The sequence below is a fragment of the Candidatus Binataceae bacterium genome, from assembly GCA_035650475.1.
In the GTDB taxonomy this organism is placed as follows: Bacteria; Desulfobacterota; Binatia; order Binatales; family Binataceae; genus JAKAVN01.
On sequence record DASRHP010000004.1, the window covers coordinates 211998 to 236735 of the forward strand.

Annotated in this window: 27 protein-coding genes and 1 tRNA gene; 17 read left to right on the forward strand and 11 right to left on the reverse strand. The window is 65.2% G+C overall.

From position 1 onward, the window contains the following. Positions 1–9: 9 nt before the first annotated feature. Complete coding sequence (locus tag VFB33_01920; protein HZO80423.1) at positions 10–864, reverse strand: fumarylacetoacetate hydrolase family protein; 855 nt, start codon at positions 862–864, stop codon at positions 10–12. 16 nt (positions 865–880) lie between these two features. Further along, positions 881–1627, reverse strand: coding sequence for a helix-turn-helix domain-containing protein (locus VFB33_01925; GenBank protein HZO80424.1), 747 nt, complete (start codon positions 1625–1627; stop codon positions 881–883). A 184-nt stretch (positions 1628–1811) separates the two neighbouring features. Between VFB33_01925 and VFB33_01930 the strand changes: the two genes are divergently transcribed. From VFB33_01930 to VFB33_01955, 6 genes are all read left to right on the forward strand, one after another. Continuing rightward, positions 1812–2825: an LLM class flavin-dependent oxidoreductase gene (locus VFB33_01930; GenBank protein HZO80425.1), complete on the forward strand. Its 1014-nt coding sequence runs from the start codon at positions 1812–1814 to the stop codon at positions 2823–2825. A gap of 88 nt (positions 2826–2913) precedes the next feature. After that, positions 2914–5295 (forward strand): xanthine dehydrogenase family protein molybdopterin-binding subunit, encoded by a 2382-nt coding sequence (locus VFB33_01935; GenBank protein ID HZO80426.1) that lies wholly within the window; start codon positions 2914–2916, stop codon positions 5293–5295. Between the two features lie 4 nt (positions 5296–5299). Continuing rightward, entirely contained in the window at positions 5300–6136 is an 837-nt protein-coding gene (locus VFB33_01940; GenBank protein ID HZO80427.1) for a xanthine dehydrogenase family protein subunit M, read from the forward strand. Between the two features lie 31 nt (positions 6137–6167). Further along, positions 6168–6662, forward strand: a complete 495-nt coding sequence (locus VFB33_01945) for a (2Fe-2S)-binding protein (protein HZO80428.1) — start codon at positions 6168–6170, stop codon at positions 6660–6662. 112 nt (positions 6663–6774) lie between these two features. Further along, the gene (locus tag VFB33_01950; protein HZO80429.1) at positions 6775–7173 is read left to right on the forward strand and encodes a RidA family protein; all 399 of its coding nucleotides are present in this window, start codon (positions 6775–6777) and stop codon (positions 7171–7173) included. Positions 7174–7190: 17 nt separating this feature from the next. Next, positions 7191–8348, forward strand: a complete 1158-nt coding sequence (locus tag VFB33_01955) for an acyl-CoA dehydrogenase family protein (protein ID HZO80430.1) — start codon at positions 7191–7193, stop codon at positions 8346–8348. Positions 8349–8377: 29 nt separating this feature from the next. Here VFB33_01955 and VFB33_01960 read toward each other — a convergent pair whose 3' ends face one another. Both VFB33_01960 and VFB33_01965 read right to left on the reverse strand, forming a co-directional pair. Beyond that, on the reverse strand, positions 8378–8968 hold the full coding sequence (locus VFB33_01960; GenBank protein HZO80431.1) for a polymer-forming cytoskeletal protein: 591 nt from the start codon (positions 8966–8968) through the stop codon (positions 8378–8380). Positions 8969–9012: 44 nt separating this feature from the next. Continuing rightward, positions 9013–9795 (reverse strand): hypothetical protein, encoded by a 783-nt coding sequence (locus VFB33_01965; protein ID HZO80432.1) that lies wholly within the window; start codon positions 9793–9795, stop codon positions 9013–9015. A gap of 321 nt (positions 9796–10116) precedes the next feature. On the opposite strand from VFB33_01965, the gene VFB33_01970 reads away from it, so the two are divergent. The 6 genes from VFB33_01970 to VFB33_01995 all read left to right on the forward strand — a co-directional run bounded on the left by VFB33_01970 (position 10117) and on the right by VFB33_01995 (position 14958). Further along, entirely contained in the window at positions 10117–10539 is a 423-nt protein-coding gene (locus VFB33_01970; protein ID HZO80433.1) for a carboxymuconolactone decarboxylase family protein, read from the forward strand. A gap of 13 nt (positions 10540–10552) precedes the next feature. Further along, positions 10553–11824 (forward strand): acyl-CoA dehydrogenase family protein, encoded by a 1272-nt coding sequence (locus tag VFB33_01975; GenBank protein ID HZO80434.1) that lies wholly within the window; start codon positions 10553–10555, stop codon positions 11822–11824. A gap of 20 nt (positions 11825–11844) precedes the next feature. Continuing rightward, positions 11845–12840, forward strand: coding sequence for a phosphotransferase family protein (locus VFB33_01980; protein ID HZO80435.1), 996 nt, complete (start codon positions 11845–11847; stop codon positions 12838–12840). A 15-nt stretch (positions 12841–12855) separates the two neighbouring features. Further along, a complete protein-coding gene (locus VFB33_01985; protein HZO80436.1) occupies positions 12856–13212 on the forward strand; it encodes a DUF6285 domain-containing protein in 357 nt (118 codons plus the stop codon). A gap of 29 nt (positions 13213–13241) precedes the next feature. Then, the gene (locus tag VFB33_01990; protein HZO80437.1) at positions 13242–13634 is read left to right on the forward strand and encodes a RidA family protein; all 393 of its coding nucleotides are present in this window, start codon (positions 13242–13244) and stop codon (positions 13632–13634) included. A gap of 97 nt (positions 13635–13731) precedes the next feature. Beyond that, a complete protein-coding gene (locus VFB33_01995; GenBank protein HZO80438.1) occupies positions 13732–14958 on the forward strand; it encodes a CoA transferase in 1227 nt (408 codons plus the stop codon). Between the two features lie 23 nt (positions 14959–14981). On the opposite strand, the gene VFB33_02000 is transcribed toward VFB33_01995, so the two are convergent. The 3 genes from VFB33_02000 to VFB33_02010 form a co-directional block, all read right to left on the reverse strand. Next, a complete protein-coding gene (locus VFB33_02000; GenBank protein ID HZO80439.1) occupies positions 14982–15917 on the reverse strand; it encodes a phytanoyl-CoA dioxygenase family protein in 936 nt (311 codons plus the stop codon). A gap of 36 nt (positions 15918–15953) precedes the next feature. Then, positions 15954–17435 carry a DUF1329 domain-containing protein gene (locus VFB33_02005; GenBank protein ID HZO80440.1) on the reverse strand — a complete coding sequence of 494 codons (1482 nt, stop codon included), beginning with the start codon at positions 17433–17435 and terminating at the stop codon, positions 15954–15956. Between the two features lie 159 nt (positions 17436–17594). Continuing rightward, a tRNA-Ser gene (locus tag VFB33_02010) sits at positions 17595–17686 on the reverse strand. Between the two features lie 126 nt (positions 17687–17812). On the opposite strand from VFB33_02010, the gene VFB33_02015 reads away from it, so the two are divergent. Next, positions 17813–19144 carry an acetyl-CoA hydrolase/transferase C-terminal domain-containing protein gene (locus tag VFB33_02015; GenBank protein ID HZO80441.1) on the forward strand — a complete coding sequence of 444 codons (1332 nt, stop codon included), beginning with the start codon at positions 17813–17815 and terminating at the stop codon, positions 19142–19144. Between the two features lie 5 nt (positions 19145–19149). Here the strand turns inward: VFB33_02015 and VFB33_02020 are convergent, their stop codons facing one another. From VFB33_02020 to tadA, 3 genes are all read right to left on the reverse strand, one after another. Then, positions 19150–19353 carry a hypothetical protein gene (locus VFB33_02020; protein HZO80442.1) on the reverse strand — a complete coding sequence of 68 codons (204 nt, stop codon included), beginning with the start codon at positions 19351–19353 and terminating at the stop codon, positions 19150–19152. A 94-nt stretch (positions 19354–19447) separates the two neighbouring features. After that, the gene (locus VFB33_02025) at positions 19448–19789 is read right to left on the reverse strand and encodes a DUF4236 domain-containing protein (GenBank protein HZO80443.1); all 342 of its coding nucleotides are present in this window, start codon (positions 19787–19789) and stop codon (positions 19448–19450) included. Positions 19790–19858: 69 nt separating this feature from the next. Beyond that, positions 19859–20356, reverse strand: a complete 498-nt coding sequence (gene tadA / locus VFB33_02030) for a tRNA adenosine(34) deaminase TadA (protein ID HZO80444.1) — start codon at positions 20354–20356, stop codon at positions 19859–19861. 84 nt (positions 20357–20440) lie between these two features. Between tadA and VFB33_02035 the strand changes: the two genes are divergently transcribed. The 4 genes from VFB33_02035 (at position 20441) to VFB33_02050 (ending at position 24191) form a co-directional block, all read left to right on the forward strand. Continuing rightward, complete coding sequence (locus VFB33_02035) at positions 20441–20776, forward strand: rhodanese-like domain-containing protein (GenBank protein ID HZO80445.1); 336 nt, start codon at positions 20441–20443, stop codon at positions 20774–20776. A gap of 53 nt (positions 20777–20829) precedes the next feature. Further along, positions 20830–21660, forward strand: a complete 831-nt coding sequence (locus VFB33_02040) for a carbon-nitrogen hydrolase family protein (protein ID HZO80446.1) — start codon at positions 20830–20832, stop codon at positions 21658–21660. 121 nt (positions 21661–21781) lie between these two features. Beyond that, positions 21782–22954 carry a CoA transferase gene (locus VFB33_02045; protein HZO80447.1) on the forward strand — a complete coding sequence of 391 codons (1173 nt, stop codon included), beginning with the start codon at positions 21782–21784 and terminating at the stop codon, positions 22952–22954. A gap of 43 nt (positions 22955–22997) precedes the next feature. After that, positions 22998–24191: an acyl-CoA dehydrogenase family protein gene (locus tag VFB33_02050; protein ID HZO80448.1), complete on the forward strand. Its 1194-nt coding sequence runs from the start codon at positions 22998–23000 to the stop codon at positions 24189–24191. Here the strand turns inward: VFB33_02050 and VFB33_02055 are convergent. Then, positions 24151–24738 (reverse strand): HPP family protein (locus VFB33_02055; GenBank protein HZO80449.1); only part of this gene is annotated, 588 nt, incomplete at its 5' end. The two genes, VFB33_02050 and VFB33_02055, sit on opposite strands and share 41 nt — an antisense overlap.

Genomic DNA, 24738 nt, shown 5'->3' on the forward strand with positions numbered 1-24738 from the left:
ATTGTATATTCAGTTGCTATTTGGCTTTTTGAAATCAGAGCCCAGGGCTACGCGGCGCACCGAATCCGCAGTGGTCGGCTGGTGGCCGACGCGATGGGCCGGCGCCGGAATTTCCGCCACCGTGTTGCTCAGGCGTCCCACGCCGCTGACCTCGACTTCAACCAGGTCCCCCGGCTTCATCGGGCGCGAATTCGCCGGCGTTCCGGTCAGGATGATGTCGCCCGCAAGCAGCGTGATATGCCGGCACAGGTCGGCAAGCAGGTAATCGATTCCGAACAGCATCTCCTCGCCGACGTTGCCGTGCTGCACCTCCCGGCCATTGAGGTAAGTGCGCAGCGTCGCCTTGCGGACATCGACGCCGCGCACGACGCCCGGGCCGATCGGGCAGAAACCATCCATCCCTTTGACCCGCAGCATCGAGTTCATGTCAGTCTCGCGAAAATCGTGGCATCCGACGTCGTTGGCCGGCGCGAAGCCGGCCAGGTAGTCCCATACTTCCTCGGGTCTGAGATTGCGCATCGGCTTGGCCACGACCGCCGCGATTTCTCCTTCGTAGTTGAGATACTGGCAACCGGCCGGGCGATTCAGGATTCCCCGATGCGAGTTGAGCGCGGTGGTCGGCTTTTGAAAGTAGGTCGGCGTGACCTGCTGCGGGGCGTTGAATTCGACCCGCCGTGATTCGTAGTTCAGGTGCACACAGATGATTTTTGAGGGCTTGCATGGGGGCAGATATACGGCCTGCGCCTCGGGGATGCGGCGCCCGTCGCCCAGAAGCAGGGTGTCGCCCGACGGACGTACCCACTTGGCCTGGCCTTCGTGCAGGATGCGCCGCCATTCCTCCCGCTCACCTGTCAGCACGCTCATGGCCGCTCCTTTTTTTTCACCCGGGAACTAAGTCAGTCCCGCGTTTGACTTTTGATGTTCGAGGGCGCGATCGCTGCTCCGGCGCCCGCTGCGCGGGGTTTCGCATCTTGCGCGGCATCGCGCATCGCAGATGAAGGCCGATCGATTCGCGCAGCCACTTTTCGGATTCCGCGCGCGAATGCGCCCCGCCCAGCCACGTTTTCAGCGTGAAGATGTAGAGCGCGAAACAATTGCGGGCGAGCGCAAGCGCGGGAACGTCCTTCGCGAATTCGTGGCGCGCCTGGGCTTGCTCGATGACGGCCGCCATCCGCGCGTACCAGCCGCGCAGAAACGCGTCGGTACGCTCCTTCAGCCGCCGCTCGACGAAGGTCAGCTCCTTGACGAAGACGCGCGCCAGTTCGGGATCGGGCTCGTGATAACGAATCGCGGCGTTGAAGACGTGCAGGAGCTGGTCCAGCAGCGGAGCGTCACCCGGCATGCTCGCGAAAGCCGCGTCGAGCGTGCTGCCGAGCTCTTCGAGGAAAATTTCAACCAGCAGCTCCTCTTTGCTGCTGGTGTAGAGAAAGAGCGTGCCCGCGCCGATATCGGCGCGCTCGGCGATGTCGCGGGTGCGGGTGGCCTTGAAGCCGCGGCGGGCGAATAGCTCGCGCGCGGCGCGCTTGATGGCGCCGAGCTTTTCGCGCTTCTTGCGTTCGGTTCGGCTGAGCGGCGCATCCGCCTCGGACGGCTCGTGCGGCGTGCGCTCGGCGATGAGGGGTGCCATCAGAAATGAGCCTGCTCAGTTCTGGCCGGGCTCACAATGGGCCGCCACTCCGCTTATGTCAAGCCGCAAAGATCGGGCGGGCGCGCCGGCTGCGAGATTCTCGACGCTGATCGGACTTCGTGCAAGTATGGGCGCGCAATTTTTGGGGGGCGGGCAAGCGAAAAATCTTGGGAGGACGAGAAACATGCTGAAAGCCGGCTATTTCCCATGCACGCAGGATCCACCGCGCGGCGAGAATATCGGCAAGGTGCTGCGCGAGGCGATCGTTGAGGCGCAGGTCGCCGAGCAGAGCGGGTTCGACAGCTGCCTGTTCAGCGAACATCACCAGCAGGAAGACGCTTACATTCCCAACGTGATCCTGATGGCCGGGATGGTGGGCGTGAACACCACCAAAATCCGGGTCGGCACGTGCGTGACCCTGATTCCGCTCTGGCATCCGGTGCACGCCGCCGAGGACGCGGCGATCGTCGATCAGATAACCGGCGGGCGGATGATCCTGAGCGTCGGCGTCGGCTATCAGGAGCGCGACTTCAGCGCCTTCGGGCTCTCGATCAGCGAGCGCGCGGGCCGCAGCGAAGAGGGGGTCGAAGTCGTCAAGAAGTGCTGGACCGAAGAGCGCTTCTCCTATCGCGGCAAGTTCTACCAGCTCGACAACGTGATGATCACGCCCAAGCCGTTTCAGAAGCCGCGTCCGCCGATCTGGATGGCGGCGTGGACCAATGTCGGGCTCAAGCGCGCGGCGCGGATCGCCGACGCCTGGATCACCTCGCCGCTCGAACACGTGCAGGTGATCAAGCAATTCGCCAATCTCTACCGCGAGGAGACGCGCAAGCAGGGCAAGACTCCCTACCTTGTCCTGATGCGTGACGTGCTGGTTTCGGACTCGTGGGAGGCGGCGCGGCGCGAGAGCGAGCCGCTGATGTACACGCACAGGTTCTACTTCCGCAACAACGGCTACGCGATGGACGACGTGATAAAGAACGTCAAGTCGGAGGAACAGTGGACCTTCGACGTCGCGGCGCCCAACCGCTTCATCGCGGGGTCGCCCAAGGACTGCCTCCAGCAACTCCAGATGTGGCAGAAAGAGGTGCAGCCGGATTACCTGGTCCTGCGTATGCGCCATCCGGGCGGCCCCTCGCACGAACGCGTCAAGCAGGCAATCTCGACCTTCGGGCGCGAGGTGCTGCCCAAACTGTGACGCGGCGCCGAATCGCTGGGATGAAAACGCTGGCGGGCTTATCACCGACGAGTCGGGCGGCGAGGGATCTCGCCGCGGAGGTGCGCGTATGAAGGCAGTCGGCGCTCCGGTTCCGGGGCTGCAAAGCCGCAACCTGGTCGCGGGACGCGGCACGTACGTGGCGGATATTCGGCTCGAAGGGATGCTGCATGCGGCCTTCGTGCGCAGCCCGTACGCGCACGCGCTCATCAGGCGCGTTGACACGCGCGCGGCCGAGGCCGTCGCGGGTGTGGCCGCCGTGGTGGCGGGAGAGGAGATTCGGCGCAACACCAGGCCGATTCCTCATCCCTACGACCGCGCGAGTATCGGCGCGCGCAGCTTCGATTGTTACGCGCTGTGCACCGAGCGCGTGCGCTTCGTCGGCGAAGCGGTCGCGGTGGTCGTTGCCGAGGACAAGTACACGGCGCGCAAGGCTGCCGACCTGGTCGAGGTCGATTACGAGGAACTGCCGGTCGTCGCCGACCCGGAGGAGGGGATGAAGCCGGACGCGCCGCGGCTGGAGCCGTCGTGGGACGACAACCTGATGCTCCGGCACACGACGAACGCAGGCGACGTCGAGGGCGCCTTCGCGCGCGCTGACGGGCGGATCGAGGGATGCCTGCGGACCCAGCGCTACTGCGCGTCGCCGATGGAGCCGCGCGGCTACCTTGCCCGCTACGACGGGTTTCGCGATCAGCTGACGTTCTGGGCCTCAACCCAGAGCCCGCATCCGCTGCGCACGTTCCTTTCGGTCATCCTTGGCATGCCCGAGTCGAATATTCGCGTGATTCAGCCCAACGTCGGCGGCGGCTTCGGCTCCAAGATTCCGACCTACCAGGAGGAGCCGGTAGTCGCCTACTTGGCGCGCAAGCTCAGGCGGCCGGTGCGATGGATCGAGGAGCGCGGCGAGAACCTGATGGTCGGCGGCCACGCCCGCGAGCAGCGCGTCTATTACGAAGCCGCATACCGCAAGGACGGCACGGTCACCGGGCTCAAGGTGCGAATTGTCGCCGACGTCGGCGCGCCGGCGGCGCTCGCCGGATGGGAGATGTCGCTGGTCACGACGTTTTGCATCCCGACCGTGTACAGGATTCCCAACTGCCACATCGAGCTGTTCCCGGTCGCGACCAACAAATGCCCGTGGAATGCCTATCGCGGCTACGGCAAGGAAACGGCTTCGTTCCTGATGGACCGCGTGATGGACGGCGTCGCGCGCGCCACCGGACTGGATCGCTCCGAGGTGCGGTTTCGCAATTTCATCCAGCCGCACGAATTTCCTTACCGCCAGGTCAGCGGGGTGATTCTCGACAGCGGCAATTATCCGCAGGCGCTCAGGCGCGTGCTCGAGATGATCGGCTACGAGCAGTTTCCCGCGCTCCAGGAGCGGGCCCGCCGCGAGGGCCGTTACATCGGGCTGGGAATCGGGCAGGAACTGATCGCCGAGGGCTGCGCGCTGCCGACCTCGATGATGGTCTCCGGCTACGACGGCGCGACGGTACGTATCAATCCGTCCGGCCAGGTCACCGTGCTTACCGGCGTGACCTCGCCCGGCAGCGGCAACGAAACCGGAATTGCGCAGGTGGCGGCCGACGCGCTTGGCATCGACGTAAGCAACGTGCGTGTGGTCCAGGGCGACACCGAAACCTGCCCCTGGGGACTTGGCAATTACAGCTCGCGCAGCCTCATCATGGGCGGTTCGGCGGCGCACGTCGCGGCGCTCGAATTGCGCGAGAAGATCCTGCGGGTGGCGGGTCGGATGCTCGAGGTTCTACCGGGCGATCTGGAAATCGGCGGCGGCCGAATCTATCCGCACGGAGCGCCTGAGCGGTTCATCACCTTCAACGAAGTCGTGCGCACTATCTACTACGAGCCCTTCGGCCCTCACGCCAAGGAGGTCGAGCCCGGCCTCGAAAGCACGCGCTACTTCCGCCATCCCAACATCTACCATCCGGGCGACCCCGAGGGCCGCTTCAGCGCTTACCCGTCATGGCCGAACGCGGCGGTGGCGTGCATCGTGGAGGTCGATCCGGAGACCGGCGTGCTCAAGGTGCTCCGCTGCTGCATGGTGCATGACAGCGGCACCGTGATAAATCCGCTGCTCGCTGAAGGCAACGTTCACGGCGGCGTGGCCCAGGGCCTCGGCGGCGCCCTCTACGAGCATCTGGTTTACGACGAAAACGGCCAGTTCAAGACCGCCACCTTCATGGACTACACGCTGCCCACCGCGGTCGAGGTGCCGCCGTTCGAGTTCGAACACCAGGAGACGCGCTCGCCGTTTACGCCGCTCGGCCACAAGGGGGTGGGCGAGTCGGGCGTGGCGGGGATCCTCGGCGCCGTATGCGGCGCAGTGGAGAACGCGCTGCCCCATCTCAACTTGCGTTTGCAGGAGATGCCGCTCAAGCCGCTGCAACTGTGGCAGGCGATTCGCGACGCCGAGGCGGCGGCCCGGTGAGACGATGATTACCCAAGAGTTCGACTTCCACGCGCCGCGCCGGCTCGACGAGGTGCTGCGCCTGCTTGCCGACAACGGCGAGGGTGCAAAGCTGCTCGCTGGCGGGATGAGCCTGGTACCGATGATGACGCTGGGGCTGGTGCAGCCGCGGATGGTTGTCAGTCTCAACCACGTCGCCGGCCTAGCCTACGTCAGGGAGGATGCCGGAGCGCTGGTTATCGGCGCCGGGACGACGCACGCCGAGGTCGCGCGCGATCCGTTGATCGCGCGCCATTGTCCGCTCTTGGCCGACGCCGCGCGCCATATCGGCGACGTCCAGGTGCGCAATCGCGGGACGATCGGTGGCAGCCTCGCGCACGCCGATCCCGCCGCCGACTATCTGCCGGTGATGGCGGTTGTCGGAGCTCGGATGATCGTTCGCGGCGTGAAGGACCGCCGCGAAATTCCCGCCGACGCATTCTTTACCGGCCTGATGCAGACCGCGGTCGGGCCGCAGGAAATGTTGGTGGAAATCGCGGTTCCCAAGACGCAGGCGCGCGGCGCGTATCGGCGGCTGCATCGGATCGAGGGCAACTTCGCGATCGTGAATGCTGCGGCGATGGTCGAGGGCGCGGGCGGCGCGGCGCGCGTCGCGATCGGCGGCGTCGGACACGCGCCGGTTGTGCTCGACGTGAGCGCCCAGATGCGCGGCGGCGCGAGCAACGACGCGCTCAACGCGATCGCCGGCCGGGTTTACGAAGCCACGGCCGGCGCGCCGGAGGATCTCAACGCGACCGCTGAGTACCGGCGCCGGATGGCGTCGGTTTACGCGCGGCGCGCTCTCGCGGCGGCAGCGGTCTGACAGTGAACCAAACTGGAACGAGGAAGCGGCGGTGAAGACAGCGCTTGAAGTTTCGGTCAACGGCGAACGGCGCCGGCTCGAAGTGGACAACCGCATGGTGCTGGCGGACATGTTGCGCGACGTGCTCGGGCTGACCGGTACTCACGTCGGCTGCGGCACCGGCAGCTGCGGCGCGTGCACGGTGATGCTCAACGGGCGCACGGTCAAGTCGTGCTCGGTACTGGCGGCCGACGTTGACGGCGACGCGATAACCACCATCGAAGGGCTCGCCCGCGACGCCGAACATCTCCATCCGGTGCAGGAATCCTTCGTCCGCAATCACGGCTTGCAGTGCGGTTACTGTACGCCGGGGATGGTGATGTCGGCGCTGCAACTGCTCAAAGACAACCCGGACCCGGACGAGGCCGCGATCCGCCACGGGATCGCCGGCAATCTCTGCCGCTGCACCGGCTATCACTTTATCGTGCGCGCGATCCGCGAGGCCGCGGTATCGCAGCGAGCGCAGCCTGCCAAAGCCGACGGCTGAAAAGTAGCACACCACCCTGACTGCCAGAAGCGGAGGACATATGCCGAGGACTACGAAGCGGGCTGGTCGCGGGCGCATTAGAATGCGCAGGCCTGGGGCACGTCGCGGCGCGATGGCGGCGCAAACGAGGCGAACGATCGACCCCGGATGGGGATGGGACGACCGCCTGCCGCTTGCCCAGGCCAAGCAGGTCGGTGATACGATTTACGTCTCGGGACAAATCGCCTACGACGCCGGCGGCAAACTGGTCGGCGAAGGCGACATGAAAGCGCAGACCCGTCAGGCCTTCGAAAACATCAGGGCCATCCTCGATAGCGCGGGCAGCGGCCTGAAAGATATCGTCAAGATCAACACCTACATCACCGACCGCTCGAAATTCATGGACATGATCGCGGCCCGTTCCGAGGTATTCGGCAACGATCCGCCCGCCAGCACGGCCGTGGTTGTTCAGGCGCTGGCGTTTCCGGAGCTGCTGGTTGAAATCGAAGCGATCGCAGTCAAGCGCGCATAGCGCCGCAAGGACATCACATGCTGCTCGAGCTGAACCCGGAACAGCAGCGCGTCGTTTCAGTGGCAAGCGAGCTGGCGAGCGAGTTTGCCTCGCGCGCGGAACAGCATGATCGCGAGGGCAGCTTTCCCTTCGAGAACGTCGCGCGGCTCAAGGAAGCCGGTTATACGGCGCTGACCACGCCGAGAGAGTACGGTGGATGGGGCGCGTCGCCGCTGACCTTCGTCCTCGCGCAGGAGCGGCTCGTGCAGGGATGCTGCGCCACCGCGTTCGCGATCAATATGCATTGCAACACGGTGCGGTTCTATACGCCGTTCATGACTTCCGCGCAGAAGGATCTCTACCTGGGCAATGTCGGCCGCAAGCGTATGCTGATGAACGGATTCTACACCGAGGGCGGCGGCGCACGGTCGATCCTGTCGCCCAGCACCAGGGCACGGAAGGTGGCCGGCGGATATATACTTAACGGACAGAAAGTATTCTGCACTCTTGCGCCCGTGGTTGACTATTTCGGGATCAGCACCTCACTCGAGGGCTATTCGGGCGCGGCTTCCGGCGGATGCGTGTTCCTCCTGCCGCGCGACACACCTGGCCTCGAAGTGATCGAGAACTGGGACGCGATGGGAATGCGGGCGACCGGGAGCCATACGATCATGATTCGCGATGTCTTCGCGACATCGGATCAATTGATCGGCGAGGAGGGACACTTCTTCGAAGAATTCGTCCGGGTGGCGCACTGGTATTGCCTGTCGTTCTCGGCGATCTACCTCGGCATCGGGCAGGCCGCCTACAACTACGTCCTGGAGTACGCGCGCACACGCAAGTTGCAGAAAAGCGGCGCGCTGGTCGGCATTCTGCCGGCCACCCGTTTCGCGCTGGGCGAGATGTACAATCGGCTCGACGCCTGCCGCACGCTCATCTACACGCTGGCGCGCGAGATGGCTGACGGACCGGTCTACGGTGAGCGCCAGGTGATGATGATCGAGATGCTGCGCACCTTCGTCGCCGAAAACATGCTCGAGGTTGCCAACCTGGCGACGCGGATCGCTGGCGGTCAGGGCTATCTCAAGGGAAATCCGCTCGAACGCTACTTCCGCGACATCCGCTCGGCCCCGCTGCACACGCTCAAGCGCGACGAGGTGCTCGAAATGATCGCCGCCGCCGAACTAGGCTTCTGAGGCTAAGCCGCGCGCGGCGCGGCGGCCGACTAGGACGCCTGCTTTTGCTCGTGCGCGCGCGCCAGCGGGCGCCGTTCGCCGTCCGGCGCGGCGCCGTTGCGCTCCTTGTGTGCGCCGTCGGACTGCATCGCGCAGTAGCCTTCGAAGGCCGCTCCCTCATGCACGATAAGCTTGGGGGTGGTCAGATTGCCGGAGACCTTGGCCGAGGCATGAATTTCGAGGCGCTGGCTCGCCACGATCTCGCCGCTCACGGTGCCAGCCACGACGATGGAGGATGCCTTTATCTTGGCCGTCACCACCGCGCTCTCGCCGATAAGCAGGCCGTCGCGGGCGATTATCTCGCCGTCGATCTGGCCGTCGATGCGCGCGGCTTCTTCGAATTCGAGCCTGCCGCTGATCTTGCATCCCTGATCGAGATAGGCGCGGGCTTCGGAGGACGGTCTGCGCGGTGCCGAGAACGGTTCCGAGGCGGGCGTGGCGGCCAGCTTGGCAGGCGCGGCGCCGCTTTCGATCAGCGCCTGGACCGGCGCTATCGGCGGGGGCGGCTGATTTTCTGGCATCCGTTCACGACGGACCGCCTCCGGCTCCCGGGCCATCTGTTCCTTGTTGAAAAGCGCCATCATCCCCTCCCTGGCGGGCCGCGAGAGGCCCCCGCTCAAGCCGTTTAATTCTCGCTGTCCGAATCCGCAGCGCGCCGCGGATTTGCGTCTGCATGGTTTATGCGGATGGCATCGAGCGCGTGGGATAGCGCGCGCATCTGCGCTTGTAGCGCGTCGGCCGCCCGAAGCATCCGCACCAGCTCGACCAGCCGCGCATGAATCAACTTCGCCCGGCCGAGATATCTCGAAACTTCAAAGAGGTATCCGCCGAAAGCCACCGCTCCCGGGTCGTCGCCCGAGCGGGTCGGCTTCTCGGTGGGCGACAGCCAGACAAGCGTATTCAGGCGTTGACGGCGCGCTCCGGTCGGGTTCGCGTAGAAGCTTAGCAGCTCTTGCGCCTGGTCGCGAAAGGCCTTGAGCGGTTCGAGCGCCTTGTCGGCAACCCGGCTGAGCCGCAACACGGACCTGGAGGCGACGGCGAGTTGCCGCAGGTGCTCCCGGTACTCGCCTGCCGAGCCGAAAAAGGCGGCGGCCGCTTCAACAAGTTGGTCGTGGGATTGAAACTCTGCGATTTCGACCGCTTCCTCGGGTCCGGCAATCGATGCCGCTTCAGCTTCGATATCGCTGTGCCGTCCGGCGCCAGCGTCGCCGAGATAAATCGTCTCCTCGCCGCACAGGGGCTCGTTGTCAACCTCGGTTTCGGATGTCCTGATCGGAGCGATGCGTTGATGCTCGATCGGGGTGCCGAGTGGCTGCGGCCGTCGCGAGGCTTTGTAGACCGGAGGCGTTCCCCCGCGACCAGTGGAGCCGAACGTCGGCCGCTTGAGAGCTTGCGGGTCGGCCGGCAACGGCTCGGGCGTCGCGAGCAGCTTTTTGCGCAGCTCTTCGAGACTCGGGATCATAGTCACCTAAGCCCGTGCGACGGCGTTGACCGGCGCGGTGGCGCACGCAATGCGGCCTGACTTCCCCCCTGACGGCTGCGGGGGCCAGAGGCATAGCGCGTGCCAGTCGTGCCCTTAGCCGTGGCGGACTAATCTGCTCCCACACTCGCGCGCGATGGCGCCCGCGCAACCGTGACGTTGCCGGCGCGCAACGGGAGTGGTCCCCGCCGGCGCTTTTCAAATCGGGTCTAAAATGAAAATCTTTCGCGCGCCAGGAGTGCGACGCCTATGGCCACCGTGAAACTTATCGAGTATGCCGAAGCCGGCCCGGACGTGCGGGCGGTCTATGATGACATCATGGCCACCCGCAAGACCGACCGGGTCAACAACTTCTGGAAGGCCCTCGCCAACCATCCGCCGACGCTCAGACGCACCTGGGAGAGCGTCAAGGAGGTGATGGCGCCGGGCGCGCTCACGCCGCTGGTCAAGGAGATGATCTATCTCGCGGTCAGCGCGACCAACGGATGCGAGTACTGCATCCGCTCGCATACCGCGGGCGCGCGCAAGGCCGGGATGACCGACGCGATGCTCGGCGAGTTGATGGCAGTGGTCGGGATGGCGAACGAGACCAACGCGCTCGCCGCCGGCTACCAGGTCGAGGTCGATGCGCAATTCATGACGGACCAGGGACAACCCACTAAAACCGGGTAGAGGAGTAACTCCAGTGGACTTCACTATTCCTGCGGAAATCAGCGCCTATCTCGCCGAGCTGGACGAATTCATCGAGCGCGAGATCAAACCGCTCGAACGCCAGGACGACAACATCCGCTTCTTCGACCACCGCCGCGAATGGGCGCGCACCGATTTCGAAAGAGGGGGCCTGCCACGCCGCGAATGGGAGGAACTGCTGGCCGAGATGCGTCGCCGTGCCGACCGCGCGGGCCACTATCGCTATGCCCTGCCCAAGGAATACGGCGGCAAGGACGGCACCAATCTCGGGATGGCGATCATCCGCGAGCATCTCGCTGCCAAGGGTCTCGGCCTGCACAACGATTTGCAGAACGAAAGCTCGATCGTCGGCAACCTGCCGACCGTCTTGATGTTCCGCGACTTCGGCACCAAAGAGCAGAAGGACGCATTCATCCCGGGAATCCTCGACGGCACCCTCAGCGTTGCCTTCGGGCTGACAGAGCCCAATCACGGCTCGGACGCGACCTGGATGGAGACGCGCGCGGTGCGCGACGGCGACGGATGGCGCATCAACGGCGCGAAGATCTGGAACACGGGGCTGCACGTCGCGACTCACGACTTCATCTTCGCGCGTACCAGCGGGCGCGACGGCGCCGCCAAGGGCATCACCTGCTTCATCGTCCCGACCAACAGCGAAGGGTTCAAAATCGAGGAGTTCCTGTGGACGTTCAACATGCCGACCGACCATCCTCGGATCTCGCTCACTGACGTTTACGTTGCGGGCGACGCGATCCTGGGCGATCCGGAGGACGGCCTGCAGGTCGCACAGCACTTCGTGCATGAGAACCGTATCCGGCAGGCGGCGTCCTCGCTGGGCGCGGCGCAGTTTTGCATCAACGAAGCCGTGAAGTACGCGCTCGAGCGCAAGCCCTTCGGCCGGCCGCTTGCAACCAACCAGGCGATTCAGTGGCCGCTGGTCGAGTTGCAGACCGAGGCCGAGATGGTGCGCACGCTCATTTACAAGACCGCATGGCAGATGGACCAGATGTCGAAGCCGGAAGTAGCGCGGCGGCTATCCGACAAGGTGGCGATGTGCAACTATCGGGCGAACCGGTTGGTGTGCGAGGCGGCCGACCGCGCGATGCAGGTCCACGGCGGTATCGGCTATTCGCGCCACAAGCCGTTCGAACACATTTACCGGCATCACCGCCGCTACCGCATCACCGAGGGCGCCGAAGAGATCCAGATGCGCCGCGTCGCGCAGATCATGTTCGGTTTCGGAAGCAACAGGAAAGCGAGTGAGTAATCGCGGCTGGATGGCCTGCCGTGGCAAATGATATCGATTTTTCGGCTGCGCTCCAGACCGCCCTGGAGCGGCATCTCGGGCGGCCAGTCGCCGTGCGCAATTTGCAGCGCCTCACCGGCGGCGCCAACCGCACCACGATGTCATTCGAGGCCGATATCGACGGCGCGCGCCGTGGACTGATCGTTCAGCTCGGCACGCTGACGACCGACCCGTGCGCCGGCATCGTGCCCGAAATAACCACCGAGCAGCAGGCGCACGTGATGATCGCGGCGGCGCGCGCGGGCGTTCCGGCGCCGCGCGTTGTGGCAATCCTGGAGCCCGTTGACGGCCTCGGCGAAGGCTACATCACCGAGTACGTTGCGGGTGAAACGCTGGGGCCGCGGATCGTGCGTGACGCGCGGTTTGCGGCGGCGCGTCCGCGGATGGCGCCGCAGTGCGGCGAGATTCTCGCCGCGATCCATCGCATCGACCCCAAGGAACTCCCATTTCTGATCCGCCAGGACGCGGGCGAACACGTCGCCGCCCATCGCCGGATTGTTGATTTTTACGGCTTCAGGCTGCCCGCGCTCGAAATGGCGCTGCGATGGGCGGCCGAAAACGTCCCCCGCAACCGGCGCCTTGGCGTCGTGCACGGCGACTTCCGCACTGGAAACCTGATCGTCGGCGAAGACGGCATCCGCTGCGTTCTCGACTGGGAACTGGCGCAAATTGGCGATCCGATGCAGGACCTCGGGTGGCTCTGCATCAGGACCTGGCGCTTCGGCGGCTCGGGCCCGGTCGGCGGCTTCGGCACGCGCGCAGATCTCTATGACGCCTACGAGCGGGCGAGTGGGTACGCTATCGATCCTGCGCACGTCAGGTTCTGGGAGGCTTTCGCCAACGTGAAATGGGCAATCGATTGCCTGCGGCTGGGCATGCGCGGGGTCGAGGAGCGGGGGATCGAACGCTCGGCGATCGGCAGGCGCATCGAGGAGCCGCTGTGGGACTTCTTCGAGCTGATCGAGAACAACGAATAGCCAGGAGCGCTTACGATGCCGCAGAGCTTTCCCGATACTTCGACATTACTCAGTGCAGTGCTGAAGTACCTCGAAGACGATCTTTCCCCGACCCTGAGCGGATACCATCGCTTCCAGACCCGTGTGACAATCAATGTATTGAATATAATCCGGCGTGAGCTGGAGCTGCGCGCGGGACAGTCGGCGGCAGAACGCGCACGGCTGGTTGCAATGCTCGGCCACGAGGGCGACGTCCAGGCGTTGAGCGACGAACTGTGCGGACGGATTCAGCGCGGCGAGATCGACCTCACCGATACGAATCTACGGGCGCATTTGCGCCAGTCACTCGCTGATGCACTTGCGATCAACAACCCGAAATGGACCGGCCGCTAGACATTGGGCGGCGGCGGAGGAGATCAGAAATGACGAGACGCACGAATATCGTCCCCAAAGAGATGGAGGTCATCCATCAGCGCTTTCACTACAATCCGGGCGTCAGGGCCGGCAACCTGCTCTTCGTCGCCGGCCAGGTCGGACGCGACCAAAACCTCAATGTGATCGAGGGCAAGGAAGCGCAGTTCGTGCAGGCGTTCGAGAATCTGAAAAAGGTGCTCACTGCAGCGGGCGCGGGGTTTGACGACGTGGTCGAGATGGTCACTTACCACACCGACATGCGCGACCTTCAACTCTTCATGAAGGTCAAGGATCGCTATTTCACCCGGGAATATCCGGCGTGGACGGGGGTCGGGGTAACCGCCCTCGCGATGCCGGGCTTGATGGTGGAAATCAAGTGCGTCGCGATCCTCAAGGATTGAGCGGACGAGCCGGCGGCGCCTCGTTTGACGGCGGGCGCCCGCGTGTTTGAGGATTGGCGGCGCCGCACTGCGGGACGGCGGGAGGAGCGATCGGGCTATGACCAAAACGGGCGAAGCGAGGATGCTTTCAGGATGCCGGGTGCTGGATTTCACGCAGTACCTGGCCGGTCCCACGGTGACGCGTCTGATGGCCGAAATGGGCGCGGACATCATCAAGGTCGAGATCGCACCGATGGGAGATCCGTCACGTCTGCTCCCCACGGTCAAGAACGGACGCAGCGGCTACTTCGTCCAGCAGAACCGCGGCAAGAAGAGTCTGTGCCTCGACTTCAGCAAGCCGCAGGCGCTCGAGGTTGTCCGCGCGCTGGTGCCCAAGGTCGACATCGTGGTGGAGAACTTCGGCCCGGGTGTGATGCAGAAGCGCGGGCTCGACTACGACTCACTGCGCAAGCTCAACCCGCGAATCATCATGGCGTCGCTCTCCGCATTTGGACGCCAGAGTCCGCTCTCGCACAAGACCGGATACGACATGATTGCACAGTCGTTCTCGGGTCTGATGCACATGACCGGCGAGCCTGACGGCCCGCCAACCTTCGTTGGAATAGGCATCGCCGACGTCGGCAGCGGCGTGCACACCTTCGCTGCGATCGGCTACGCGCTCTATCATCGCGAGCGCACCGGCGTCGGCCAGTACATCGACATCGCGATGGTCGATACCCTCTACCACATGCACGACTTTGGCCTGCAAAGTTATTCCATAACCAGCGGTGAATTCGTACCGAAACGGATGGGGCGCTATCACAACCAGATTTGTCCGGCCGGAGTGTACAAAGGGCCACGCGGATGGATTTTCATCCTGGTATTGGATCGCCAGTGGGGCAACATGGTCAAGGCGATGGGCCGCCCGGAACTGCTTAAGGACTCGCGCTTCGCGACCGGCGCCGACCGCGTAAAGCACGCGGACCAGCTCAATGCGATCGTCGAAGAATGGCTGCGCTCGTTCGCCAGCGACGAAGCGGCGCTCGCCGCGCTCGAGGAAAACCGCATTGCCTGCGCGCCGGTTCTGTCCGTGGTGGACACGATGAGGCAGCCGCACTACCTTGCACGCAACATGGTGCGCAAGGTGCGCGATCCGGTCCTCGGCGAGGTGACGATTCCCGGCTTCCCGTTAAAGTTCTCGGCCTTTCCCGATCTGCCAGAAGGGCTGGAGGCGCCGCTGCTCGGCCAGCACGGCGAGCAGGTGCTGCGTGAAGTCCTGGGCTACTCGGCCGCCGAGGTTGCGAAGCTCCGCGAGAACGGAGTGCTGTTCAGCGACAATCGCTGACCACGCAAGCGCGCTCATCCCCATCAGTGCGGCCTGTCGCCTCGCCATTGGCTCGCCTGATCGCGAAAGCGCGCGACGTTCTCGACATCGCCTGACCCGGGGCGCCCCGAGCCTTGGCGCTCGCCGGCTTCAGAGCGGCGCTCGCCCGCCGGCTTTGTGTAATCGGGCAGCACCACTTTCAGAGGGTCGCGGACGTCATCCACATAGCCGAGCGCGTAGCCGCCGAAGGAGTACCCCATCAGGCGCAGCAGCTCGACCGGCAGCGTCCTTGCAACTTCGAAGGGAACCGAGAGGTACTGGTTTTCCTCCTGCCGCAGCCACGCGACGCTGTAGGTAATATTGATCCCGCAGCGAGTTGCGTCGGAGCGGTTTGCACCGCCGCCGTGATAGACGCTCCCGGTGTAGAAGAGCGCAGAGCCCCTGGTCATTTCGGCTGGTTCGGTATCCTTCTCTTCGAACTTCAAGCCATCCTCGAATCGATGACTGCCCTGGATAATGCGGGTCGCGCCGTTTTCCGCCGTGAAGTCCGTCATCGCCCATATAGTATTGCATTGGACTTCAAACCCGACCGGAAACTTGAAAAAATTGAATACCCACTGGTCGCGGTGGATCGGCTGCGCCGGCGAGCCGGGCCCAATCGAGATCGCCTGGGTCAGATGGAGCTGGAAGGTCGCCGAGTGCGCGAGCACTTTTCCGGCGCTGGACAGCACGAGCGGGTTCATGACCAGCTCGCGGCAGGTTTCGGAGCGCGCAATGAGTCCCCCGGTTCTGCGGGTGTGGCGGCCGGCGAAGTCGTCACGGCCGCACCGGGTTGCCGCGACGTACGGTGCAAGTTCGCCGGCGGCGCGGTCCATGACCGAGGCTGGCGCGAGGCCATCGACGATAGCCGCGCCGTCGTCGGCGAGGGCGGCGGCGATATCGTCAGCACTGGCGGATGGCAAAAAATGTCTGATGCTCATACGCGCTCCTGTGCTCTGTACGTTAGACAGCCGGTGTCAGCGATGCAGTTCCTCCAGCTTGTTGATGTCGAACAGCTTTTCGACCCGCTTGGGGTCGATTTCAGGGTAGCCGCCGCCGAAGGCGGGAAAGATCGTCGCGCGCCGGTTATGATAGTCGATCGCGACGAGGCCCTGCAGGCCGGCCGCTTCCACGCCGTGGTTGATCTCAGCCCAGTCCTTGTAATCCTCGCTCCAGCGGTAGGTATAGGTTAGCGATTTCCACAGGCTTTGCTGGCGGTCGAACATCACCGCCATCCACGGATGCCAATCCTCGGCATCCCAGAACATCACGACGCTGCTGTACGGATGGTGCGGTTCCTTGGGCGTGCGCTCGACCACCGCGAAGCGCCGCATCGACCACGCGTCATCCGGCACGTCGCCGTTGGGTCCGAAGAACCGCGGATAGTCGTATTTCGAGTCCATTACGCACAGCAGATTGCGCCAGCCGAGAAATTTCCAGTTCCAGCGCACCGGGCGTCCGGAGAAAGTATTGAAATCCTCTTCGGTCTGATCAGTACCGACGAGCGAATCCGATTTGACTTCGACCGAGATGCGCCGCACACGCCGCAACGACGGATCGTAGGCCCATGCGTCATCGCTGCGGTAGGGATCGTTGTAGCGATAGGTGATGAAGACCTGGCCGCGCATGTCATAGGGCGCGAAGAAACCTTCGAACTCCTTCCAGAAGTAGTCCTTGGCGTCGGGCACCGGTGCCAGGCCACCTTCCGCTTCGCGCTGCGCCAGGTGGCTGTAGTACACGCGCTGGTAAAAGCTGCTCAGCGTCTTGACGAAGGTGCCGCCGCCGCCGAAGAACCTCGACGCGTCGGTGGGCATCTTGCTCTTGAAGTGGCGGCCGCCGGTCCAGGTATCGGGTGGCGATTCGATTGCGCCGGGCGCTGCTCCGTTATGGTCGCCGCCGAAGGTGTCGTAGACGAACATGAAGTTGAGGTCGAGCGGCCCGTAGTTCTGCCAACGATGCTCGAAATTCCAAATCGCCTTGTAGCCCGATTGCGGATCGCCAGGGCGCAGCGCCTCGTTCGGGAAGGGTTGGCCGCACAGGTAGTTGTCAAGCGTGCCGTCGCTCTTGAGTTTGACCTGCGCCTGGTATTTCTCGGTGCATTGCATGAAGTCCTTGCGCGGGCGATGGCTGCGCGGCGCAACGATCTCCATTTTCAGTTCGGGGAAATTAAGCTGATCGATGTAGCCCGGAACGATGAACGAGCGTATCCGTTCGAGGTCTTTGGCCGTGAGAACGTCGCCCGGCTTGAAGTCGGGCTTGGCGTTGGCGTTGCCGGCCAGCCACTGATCGACCGTCTGCCTGCTATAGCCGGGCGCCCCCTGCGCCGCCGCCGGCGCGGCGGCGGCCAGCAACGCGCCTGCCGACACGAGGACCGCAAGCATCGCATACCCAACCCATCCCGCGCGCCACATTTCGAACGCCCGCAGGCGGCTCCTGCTGATCTCTGAGTCTTCCCACACGAACGCACTCTCCTTCAACGTAAACGGTCGCGGCCGCGCCGCGCGGTCGATTGCGCCAGCGGCCAACGCGTCAATCGCGTCCCGTCTCTTAGCCGAAATTTCGCCGTTGCGTCAAAGACCGCCGCCGGCGATTACTCCGGCACGCGTGCTCGGACTGGTTGGCGGAGAGGGGGGGATTCGAACCCCCGGTCCCAGCGAGGGGACACGTGATTTCGAGTCACGCCGGTTAAACCTGACTCCCGAACCTCTCCGTATCGGGCAGCATTGATGTTTGCAGGGACGCAGTCAAGCTGGCTCGCGGCAGCGTGGAGCGCGTGTTGGCCCGTCGCGCGCGGGTTTGCTAGCGTCGCGCACGGGGGCAAGCGAAGGAGGCCGCGATGGCTTCGGCAGCGAGGATTCTTCCCGACTGGCGCGCGCAGCTCGGTGCCAGGCTGGTCGCGCCCGACGAGGCGGTGGCGCACATCAAATCCGGCGACCGGGTCACGATGTCGATCGCGCAGGGGACGCCGTTCACGCTTTGCCATGCGCTCGCGGCGCGGCTGATGGAGCTCGAGGGCGTGGTCGTCAATTACAGCGCTGCGCTCTTCGCTTTTGACCTGCCCGGGCTCGGCGAGCGCTTCCGCCTGGAGTCATTCTATCTCTCGCCGCTCGACCGTAAGCTTTATCACGAGGGGCCGGGCGAGTTCGTTCCGCTCAGCTACTATCGCACGGGCCATCTGCCGCCGGGGCTGGAGGGCTTCAACGTCTACCTGATGACGGTGTCGCCGCCCGACGAGCGCGGCGAGGTCAACTTCGGCGACATCCAGATCATGTCCAAGCTGCTGGCGCGCAAGGCCGACCTGGTGATCGCCGAGATCGATCCGCACGCGGTCCGGATTGGCGGCGACAACTCGATGCACATCTCGGAGATCGACTACTTCGTCGAGCGCGCGGTCGAGCCGCCCGCGCTCAAGGCGCCGCCGCCGCCCGAAGAGGAGCGGCGCGCGATCGACACCATCGGCGCGATCGTCGCCAAAGAACTGATTCCCGACCGCGCCACGATCCAAGTCGGCGTCGGTTCGACCTCCGGCGCACTGGCAGCCCATCTTCGCGGCCATCACGACCTCGGGATGCAGACCGAGATCATCCCCATCGGCACGACCCATCTCGTACGCGACGGCGTGATCACCGGCAAGTACAAGAAGATGTTCCCCGGGCTGGTGGTCGGCAGCGGCTTTGCGATCGGCACCCCGCGCGAGGAGCTCGATTACGCCGACGGCAACCCGCTCTTCCAGCTTTACGATTTCAACTACACCGACGACATCCGGACCATCGCCCGCGAGGAAGGGCTGATTTCGGTCAACAACGCGCTGTGCGTGGATCTCACCGGCCAGGTCGGCTCCGAGTCGATCGGCCATCAGATGTACACTGGAACGGGCGGGCAGACCGCCTTCGGCGTGGGCGCCTCGCTCGCCGGCGGTAAGTCGATAATCGTGCTGCCGTCGAGCGCGCTGCGAGGCGGCCAGCGGCTCTCGCGCATCACGCCCAGTCTTCCGCCGGCGACGGTTTTGACCCTGCCGCGCACCTTCGTCCATTACGTGGTGACCGAGTTCGGCATCGCCACGCTCATCGGACGCTCGCTGCGCGAGCGGGCGCGCGAGCTTATCGCGGTCGCCCATCCGGATTTCCGCGCTGAGCTTACGGCCGAGGCGCGCCGGATGTACGGCTAGCGCGGTCAGACCGGGCGCGGGGTGTAGATTCCCTCGAAGCCCGGCGGACGCCATCCGCCGTTGGCGCAGGGGATGCAGACGTCGAATTGCTTGTACCTGCCGTCCACCCGGCCGAGCAGGCTGACCATGCTCTCGGTCGAGACGGGTTTGTTGCAGGCGACGCAGGTTGCGCTGAGGGCTTTGTTGTCCTTCGCTCTCTCGCTTGGCATCGCGGTTTGCGCGCGCACGCCGGCGCTGAGAGGCCGGCCGCCGCAGCAGACTTTCATACTCAATTTCCGGCGGTTTCCGCAATCGAGGCGGCGATCACGGTGCGCGCGACGCCGAGCCGAGCGCGATTCCGATCAGCAGGGCGAGGCCGACAATCACGGCCAGCGCGAGGCATCCCGCGGCGTTGTGCGCACGCTGTTGCTGGGCGGGGCTGAGCGGCGTTTCGGCATGGGCCGAATGGACGCCCGTATGGTAGCCGCTTTGCGAGGTATAGTAGATGCCGGTGCCGGGGATGCCGAACGTACGCCGCACGCCGCGTGGGCCCACGGTGACGTGGGCGCCCCGCATGCCGACGGTCAGGCTCGGCCCTGACTTCGAGAGATTGACCGAGAGCCCGGGAAAGATGCTCATCCGGCGATAGAATCGGAAATTGCCCATCCCACCGGCCTCCCGCCAACATAATACACGGAGCGATCGCCGACCGTATCGCGCCCGAGCAGGGCCGGCTCAGCGGCGGGCGCGGAAGAACTGGCGCAGCAGCGCGCCGCACTCGGATTCCGCCACTCCGGCGTAAACCTCGATGCGATGGTTGAGGCGCCCGTCGCGCCCGATGTCGTACACCGAGCCGAGCGCGCCCGCCTTTTCGTCGCGCGCGCCGAAGTACAGCGCCGCCACGCGGGCATTGACCAGCGCGCCCACGCACATCACGCACGGCTCCAGCGTTACGAAGAGCGCGGAGTCATCCAAGCGGTATGCGCCGCGTGCGGCGGCGGCCGCCCGCATCGCGAGGATCTCCGCATGTGCGGTCGGATCGCTGAGCGCGATCGGCTGGTTGTGCGCGGCGGCCAGGATCGCTCCCGCGCCGCGGTCTGCCACGACCACCGCACCGACCGGCACCTCGCCCTCCGCGGCTCCCCGCCGGGCTTCGGCCAATGCAGCCGCCATCAGGGATTGCTGTCGCTCGCGATCGACCATGACCGCCGGACTTCGCGCCGGCGAGAACATGCTACATTGACAGGGCGGGGCGGCCCAACCGACAATTCTGAACTAACGGACGCAGCGGCGCCGTCCTTTCGAGGTATTGGCAGGGTGAAAGAGGAAAGGGTCGAGATTGGAGAGCTGACCCCGGCTGAATTGAAGCGCCGGCTGGAGCGCGGCGAGCGTCCGCTGATCCTCGATGTGCGCGAGCCCGAGGAGGTCGCGCTGGCGCGGTTTCCCGGCGCCGTGCACATTGCGATGGGCGACGTTCCGTCGCGGCTGAGCGAACTGGACCCGGACCGCGAGACTGTCGTCGTATGCCATCACGGGATTCGCAGCGCGCACGTCGCAATGTACCTGGCGCGGCTCGGCTTCGAGTGCGTGTCGAACCTAAGCGGCGGGATCGACGCCTGGTCGGCCGTCGATCCTGACGTTCCGCGCTACTGAGGCTCCGCGGCCGGGCGGGCCTCTGTGGCCGGTGATCGAACGGAGGCGGGCACATGACCTATCTTGCGGCGGCGATCCAGATGGCGGCGGGGAGCGACAAGGCGGCCAACCTCGAGCGCGCCGAACGGCTGGTTCGGCTGGCCGCGGCGCGCGGCGCAAACCTGGTCGCTCTGCCTGAAACGTTCAACTGGCGCGGCAAGCGCTCGGAGGAGCCGGCTGCGGCGGAACCGCTTGAAGGGTCGTCGCTAACGTTGATGCGGCGGTTGGCGCGCGAGCTTGGCGTGCATATCCTCGCCGGCTCGATCACCGAGGACGCCCCGGGGCAACCCAGGCGCTACAACACTTCGGCGCTGATCGGCGCCGACGGCGCGCAAATCGCGGTTTATCGAAAGATTCATCTGTTCGACGTCGACCTTCCCGGCCGCGTCACCGTGCGCGAGTCCGACACCAAGCTCTCCGGCGGCGAGGTTGTCGCGGCGCGCACGGCGCTGGGCATGATCGGCCTGAGCGTATGCTACGATCTGCGCTTCCCGGAGCTATATCGGCGGCTGACCTTCGCCGGCGCCGAGATCGTGACGGTACCGAGCTGCTTCACCTTCCCCACCGGCGAGGCGCACTGGGAGGCGCTGCTGCGCGCTCGCGCAATCGAGAACCAGGTTTACGTGATCGCGCCCGCGCAATTCGGCCCCAACGTCCACGGTTTCAGCGACTACGGCAACTCGGCGATCGTCGATCCGTGGGGAAGGGTAATCGGCCGCGCCGCCGATCAGGAAGGCGTGGTCGTGGCGCCGATCGACCTCGACTATCTTGCAAAGGTGCGGCGCGAGTTGCCGGCCCTCAGCCATGCTCGCCTGCGCGAAGATCTGGCGACGGCGCGCAGGTGATTTCACGCCGAAGTGCCGACGCGGAGCGCTTGACGGGGCACGGGCGCGGGGGCTAATCAGGCTCTACTTTCGCCCCCCGCCGCCGCGCGGGGCACGACATTTCCGAGGACGTGAGACACACATGGCAGAAGGACCGCTGGCTGGCTTTCGCATCCTTGACTTGACCCAGGTCGTTTCCGGGCCGTTTTGCACGATGATGCTCGGCGACCTCGGCGCTGACGTCATCAAGGTCGAGCCGCCCGAGGGCGACAGCACCCGCCAGATCGGCCGCCCGCGCAAGAACGGCGTCACCGCCTCCTTCCTCAACTTCAACCGCAACAAGCGCAGCGTCGTGATCGATCTGAAGAAGGAACAGGGGCGCGACCTGGTGCGGATGCTGGCGGTGCGCGCCGACGCCATCGTGGAGAACAACCGTCCGGGCGTCGCCGACCGGCTCGGCATTGGCTACGCCGATATCCGCCGCCTCAATCCCAAAATCATCTATTGCTCGATCTGCGGTTTCGGACCGAAGGGACGCTACGCCAACGCCCCCGCCTACGATCCGGTGATCCAGTGCTTCTCGACGATGGCGGCGATCCAGGGGCGGCGCGGCGAGCAGCCGACCGTGGTCAAGATGGCGCTGGCGGACAAGATCAGCGGGATGACCGCGGCGCTCAGCGTCGTCAGCGCGCTGCACGCGGCGCGCAACCGCGGCGTTGGCCAATACATCCGCATCCCGATGGTCGAGGCGATGATGGCATTCACCTGCAACGACACCATGGTCGGCTATACCTTCGTGCCCGAGGACGAGTACAAGCATCAGGCGCCCAAGAGCCAGAGCCTCGACCCGTTCCGGACCAAGGACGGATGGGTTTCGATAGCGCCCTTCACCGACGCTCAGTTCGAGCGCCTATGCATCGGCGTCGGCCATCATGAGTGGTGGACGGATGTGCCCGACCGGACCGAGCGTATCCGCGGCATCCTGCGCGGCCTCGCCCGCGTCCTGCCCGAGCGCACCACGGGCGAGTGGCTCGAAGTGCTCGAGAAGGCCGACGTCCCATGCGGGCGGGTCAACGATTACGAGAGCTTGTTCACCGACGAAGAGGTCGTCGCCAACGAAAACTTCACTCTCTACGAGCATCCCGACGCCGGCACCGTGCGCACGGTCAACCCCGGCCCGCGTCTGAGCGAGACGCCGGCCCGGATGTGGCGTATCCCGCCGCGCCTGGGCGAGCATACCGAGGAAGTCCTGCGCGAGGTCGGCGTCGAGCGTGCGACGCTCGAGGAGCTGCGCAGCGCCAAGGTCATCAACTAGCGCTGCGGCCACCGCCGGCGTTTCCTTCGGACAGGAGCGCACGATGGATTTCAGCTACAGCCCCGAGGAAGAGGCGTTCCGACTACGCGCGCGCCAGTGGCTGGAGGCCAACGCACCCAAGGGCATCGTCGATCGCGGCTTCGGCCTGCCCACCGACGCGGCCTCGATCCAGGCGCTCAAGGAATGGCAGCGGCGGCTGTTCGAGGCGGGCTTCCTCGGCCTCTCGTGGCCGGTCGAATACGGCGGCCAGGGCAAGACGATCGTATATGACGCGATCTTCAACGAGGAGGTCGCGCGTGCCCGCGCGCCGTCGCCGCTCAATCTGCTCGGGCTCTCGATGGGTGGGCCGACGATCCTCGAGCACGGAACGGACGAACAGAAACGGCGCTTTCTCACGAAAATTCTCTCCTGCGAGGAGATCTGGTGCCAGGGCTTTTCCGAGCCGGGCTCGGGTTCCGATCTCGCCGCGCTAACCACGCGCGCCGAGCCGCGCGGCGACGAGTTCGTCGTCAACGGCGCCAAGCTTTGGACTTCGCTGGGCCAGATCGCCGACTGGTGCATGCTGCTGGTGCGCACCGAGCCCGACCAGCCGAAGCATCGCGGGCTCAGCTACCTGCTGGTCGACATGCACAGTCCGGGCGTCAGCGTGCGGCCGCTGCGCCAGATGACCGGCGAGGAGGAATTCAACCAGCTCTTCTTCGACGAGGTGCGCGTGCCGCGTGCAAATCTGCTCGGCCACCAGGGCGGCGGATGGGGCGTTGCGCTGACCACGCTGATGAACGAGCGTGCGACGCTCGCGCTTTCGATCGTCGCGCGCTTTCGCAACACCTTCGAGGACCTCAAGGCGCTCGCGCTGCGCGCGATCGCCGAGCGCGCGACGCCGCTCGACCCGCGCGTCATCCGCCAGACGCTCGCCCAGTTTTATATCGACGTCGAATCGATGAAGTATCTCGCCTACCGCAATTTCTCGCGCCTGCTGCGCGGCGGCACGCCCGGTCCCGAAGGTTCGATCTCCAAGCTTTTGTGGAGCGAACTCAATCAGCGCATGAACGAGTTTGCGCTTGCGATCCAGGGGCCGGCGGCGATGCTGGTCGAAGGCTCGCCGCACGCGGTCGAGGACGGACGCTGGCAGTACGGGACGCTGCGCGCGCGCGGCAACACGATCGAGGAGGGCACCTCGGAAATCCAGCGCAACATCATCGCCGAGCGCCTGCTCGGGATGCCCCGGGGATGGTGAGCGCCACGCGCGCAAATCGCCGCCAGGCCAGGAACCAGAGCGCAAGCAACGCCGTGCCGAGTGCGACCGCGAACGGATAGGCCGCCGTCGGCCGATCCATCACCAGCGGCAGCAGCGCCACCGCGAGCGCCGGCGGCACGTGCAGCTCGAACACGCGCAGGACGGCGATTCCCCATCCCATGCTGACCGCCGCGGCGAGCGGAGTTGCGGCGATATAGCGCCAGGAGATGAATCCGCCGAGCGCGGTGAGAAAGCAGGCGAGCGGAAGTTTGAGCGGCTGATTCGCCCACGGGCAGATCGCCGTGTGCCCCAGCATCTCGAACCCGATCACGACCAGCGGCGGAAACAGCACGAAGCGCATTCCGGTGAGCTGCACGAAGAAGACTGCGACGGCGACGAACGCCATCAGCGCCGCCAGCCATGCATAGCCGCTCTCGGGGGTCGCCTCGATCAGATCGTCGAGACGATTCGCCTCGTCATCGAGATCATCGTGCGCAGTGCAGAATTTTTTCCATCTCAGCGACAGCGCGGCCAGCAGCACCGTTCC

Coding starts and splice junctions, on each gene's coding strand:
- VFB33_01920 (HZO80423.1), bottom strand. CDS start 864: ATGAGCGTGCTGACAGGTGAGCGGGAGGAATGGCGGCGCATCCTGCAC.
- VFB33_01925 (HZO80424.1), bottom strand. CDS start 1,627: ATGGCACCCCTCATCGCCGAGCGCACGCCGCACGAGCCGTCCGAGGCG.
- VFB33_01930 (HZO80425.1), top strand. CDS start 1,812: ATGCTGAAAGCCGGCTATTTCCCATGCACGCAGGATCCACCGCGCGGC.
- VFB33_01935 (HZO80426.1), top strand. CDS start 2,914: ATGAAGGCAGTCGGCGCTCCGGTTCCGGGGCTGCAAAGCCGCAACCTG.
- VFB33_01940 (HZO80427.1), top strand. CDS start 5,300: ATGATTACCCAAGAGTTCGACTTCCACGCGCCGCGCCGGCTCGACGAG.
- VFB33_01950 (HZO80429.1), top strand. CDS start 6,775: ATGGCGGCGCAAACGAGGCGAACGATCGACCCCGGATGGGGATGGGAC.
- VFB33_01955 (HZO80430.1), top strand. CDS start 7,191: ATGCTGCTCGAGCTGAACCCGGAACAGCAGCGCGTCGTTTCAGTGGCA.
- VFB33_01960 (HZO80431.1), bottom strand. CDS start 8,968: ATGGCGCTTTTCAACAAGGAACAGATGGCCCGGGAGCCGGAGGCGGTC.
- VFB33_01970 (HZO80433.1), top strand. CDS start 10,117: ATGGCCACCGTGAAACTTATCGAGTATGCCGAAGCCGGCCCGGACGTG.
- VFB33_01985 (HZO80436.1), top strand. CDS start 12,856: ATGCCGCAGAGCTTTCCCGATACTTCGACATTACTCAGTGCAGTGCTG.
- VFB33_01990 (HZO80437.1), top strand. CDS start 13,242: ATGACGAGACGCACGAATATCGTCCCCAAAGAGATGGAGGTCATCCAT.
- VFB33_01995 (HZO80438.1), top strand. CDS start 13,732: ATGACCAAAACGGGCGAAGCGAGGATGCTTTCAGGATGCCGGGTGCTG.
- VFB33_02000 (HZO80439.1), bottom strand. CDS start 15,917: ATGAGCATCAGACATTTTTTGCCATCCGCCAGTGCTGACGATATCGCC.
- VFB33_02015 (HZO80441.1), top strand. CDS start 17,813: ATGGCTTCGGCAGCGAGGATTCTTCCCGACTGGCGCGCGCAGCTCGGT.
- VFB33_02020 (HZO80442.1), bottom strand. CDS start 19,353: ATGCCAAGCGAGAGAGCGAAGGACAACAAAGCCCTCAGCGCAACCTGC.
- VFB33_02025 (HZO80443.1), bottom strand. CDS start 19,789: ATGGGCAATTTCCGATTCTATCGCCGGATGAGCATCTTTCCCGGGCTC.
- tadA (HZO80444.1), bottom strand. CDS start 20,356: ATGTTCTCGCCGGCGCGAAGTCCGGCGGTCATGGTCGATCGCGAGCGA.
- VFB33_02040 (HZO80446.1), top strand. CDS start 20,830: ATGACCTATCTTGCGGCGGCGATCCAGATGGCGGCGGGGAGCGACAAG.
- VFB33_02045 (HZO80447.1), top strand. CDS start 21,782: ATGGCAGAAGGACCGCTGGCTGGCTTTCGCATCCTTGACTTGACCCAG.
- VFB33_02050 (HZO80448.1), top strand. CDS start 22,998: ATGGATTTCAGCTACAGCCCCGAGGAAGAGGCGTTCCGACTACGCGCG.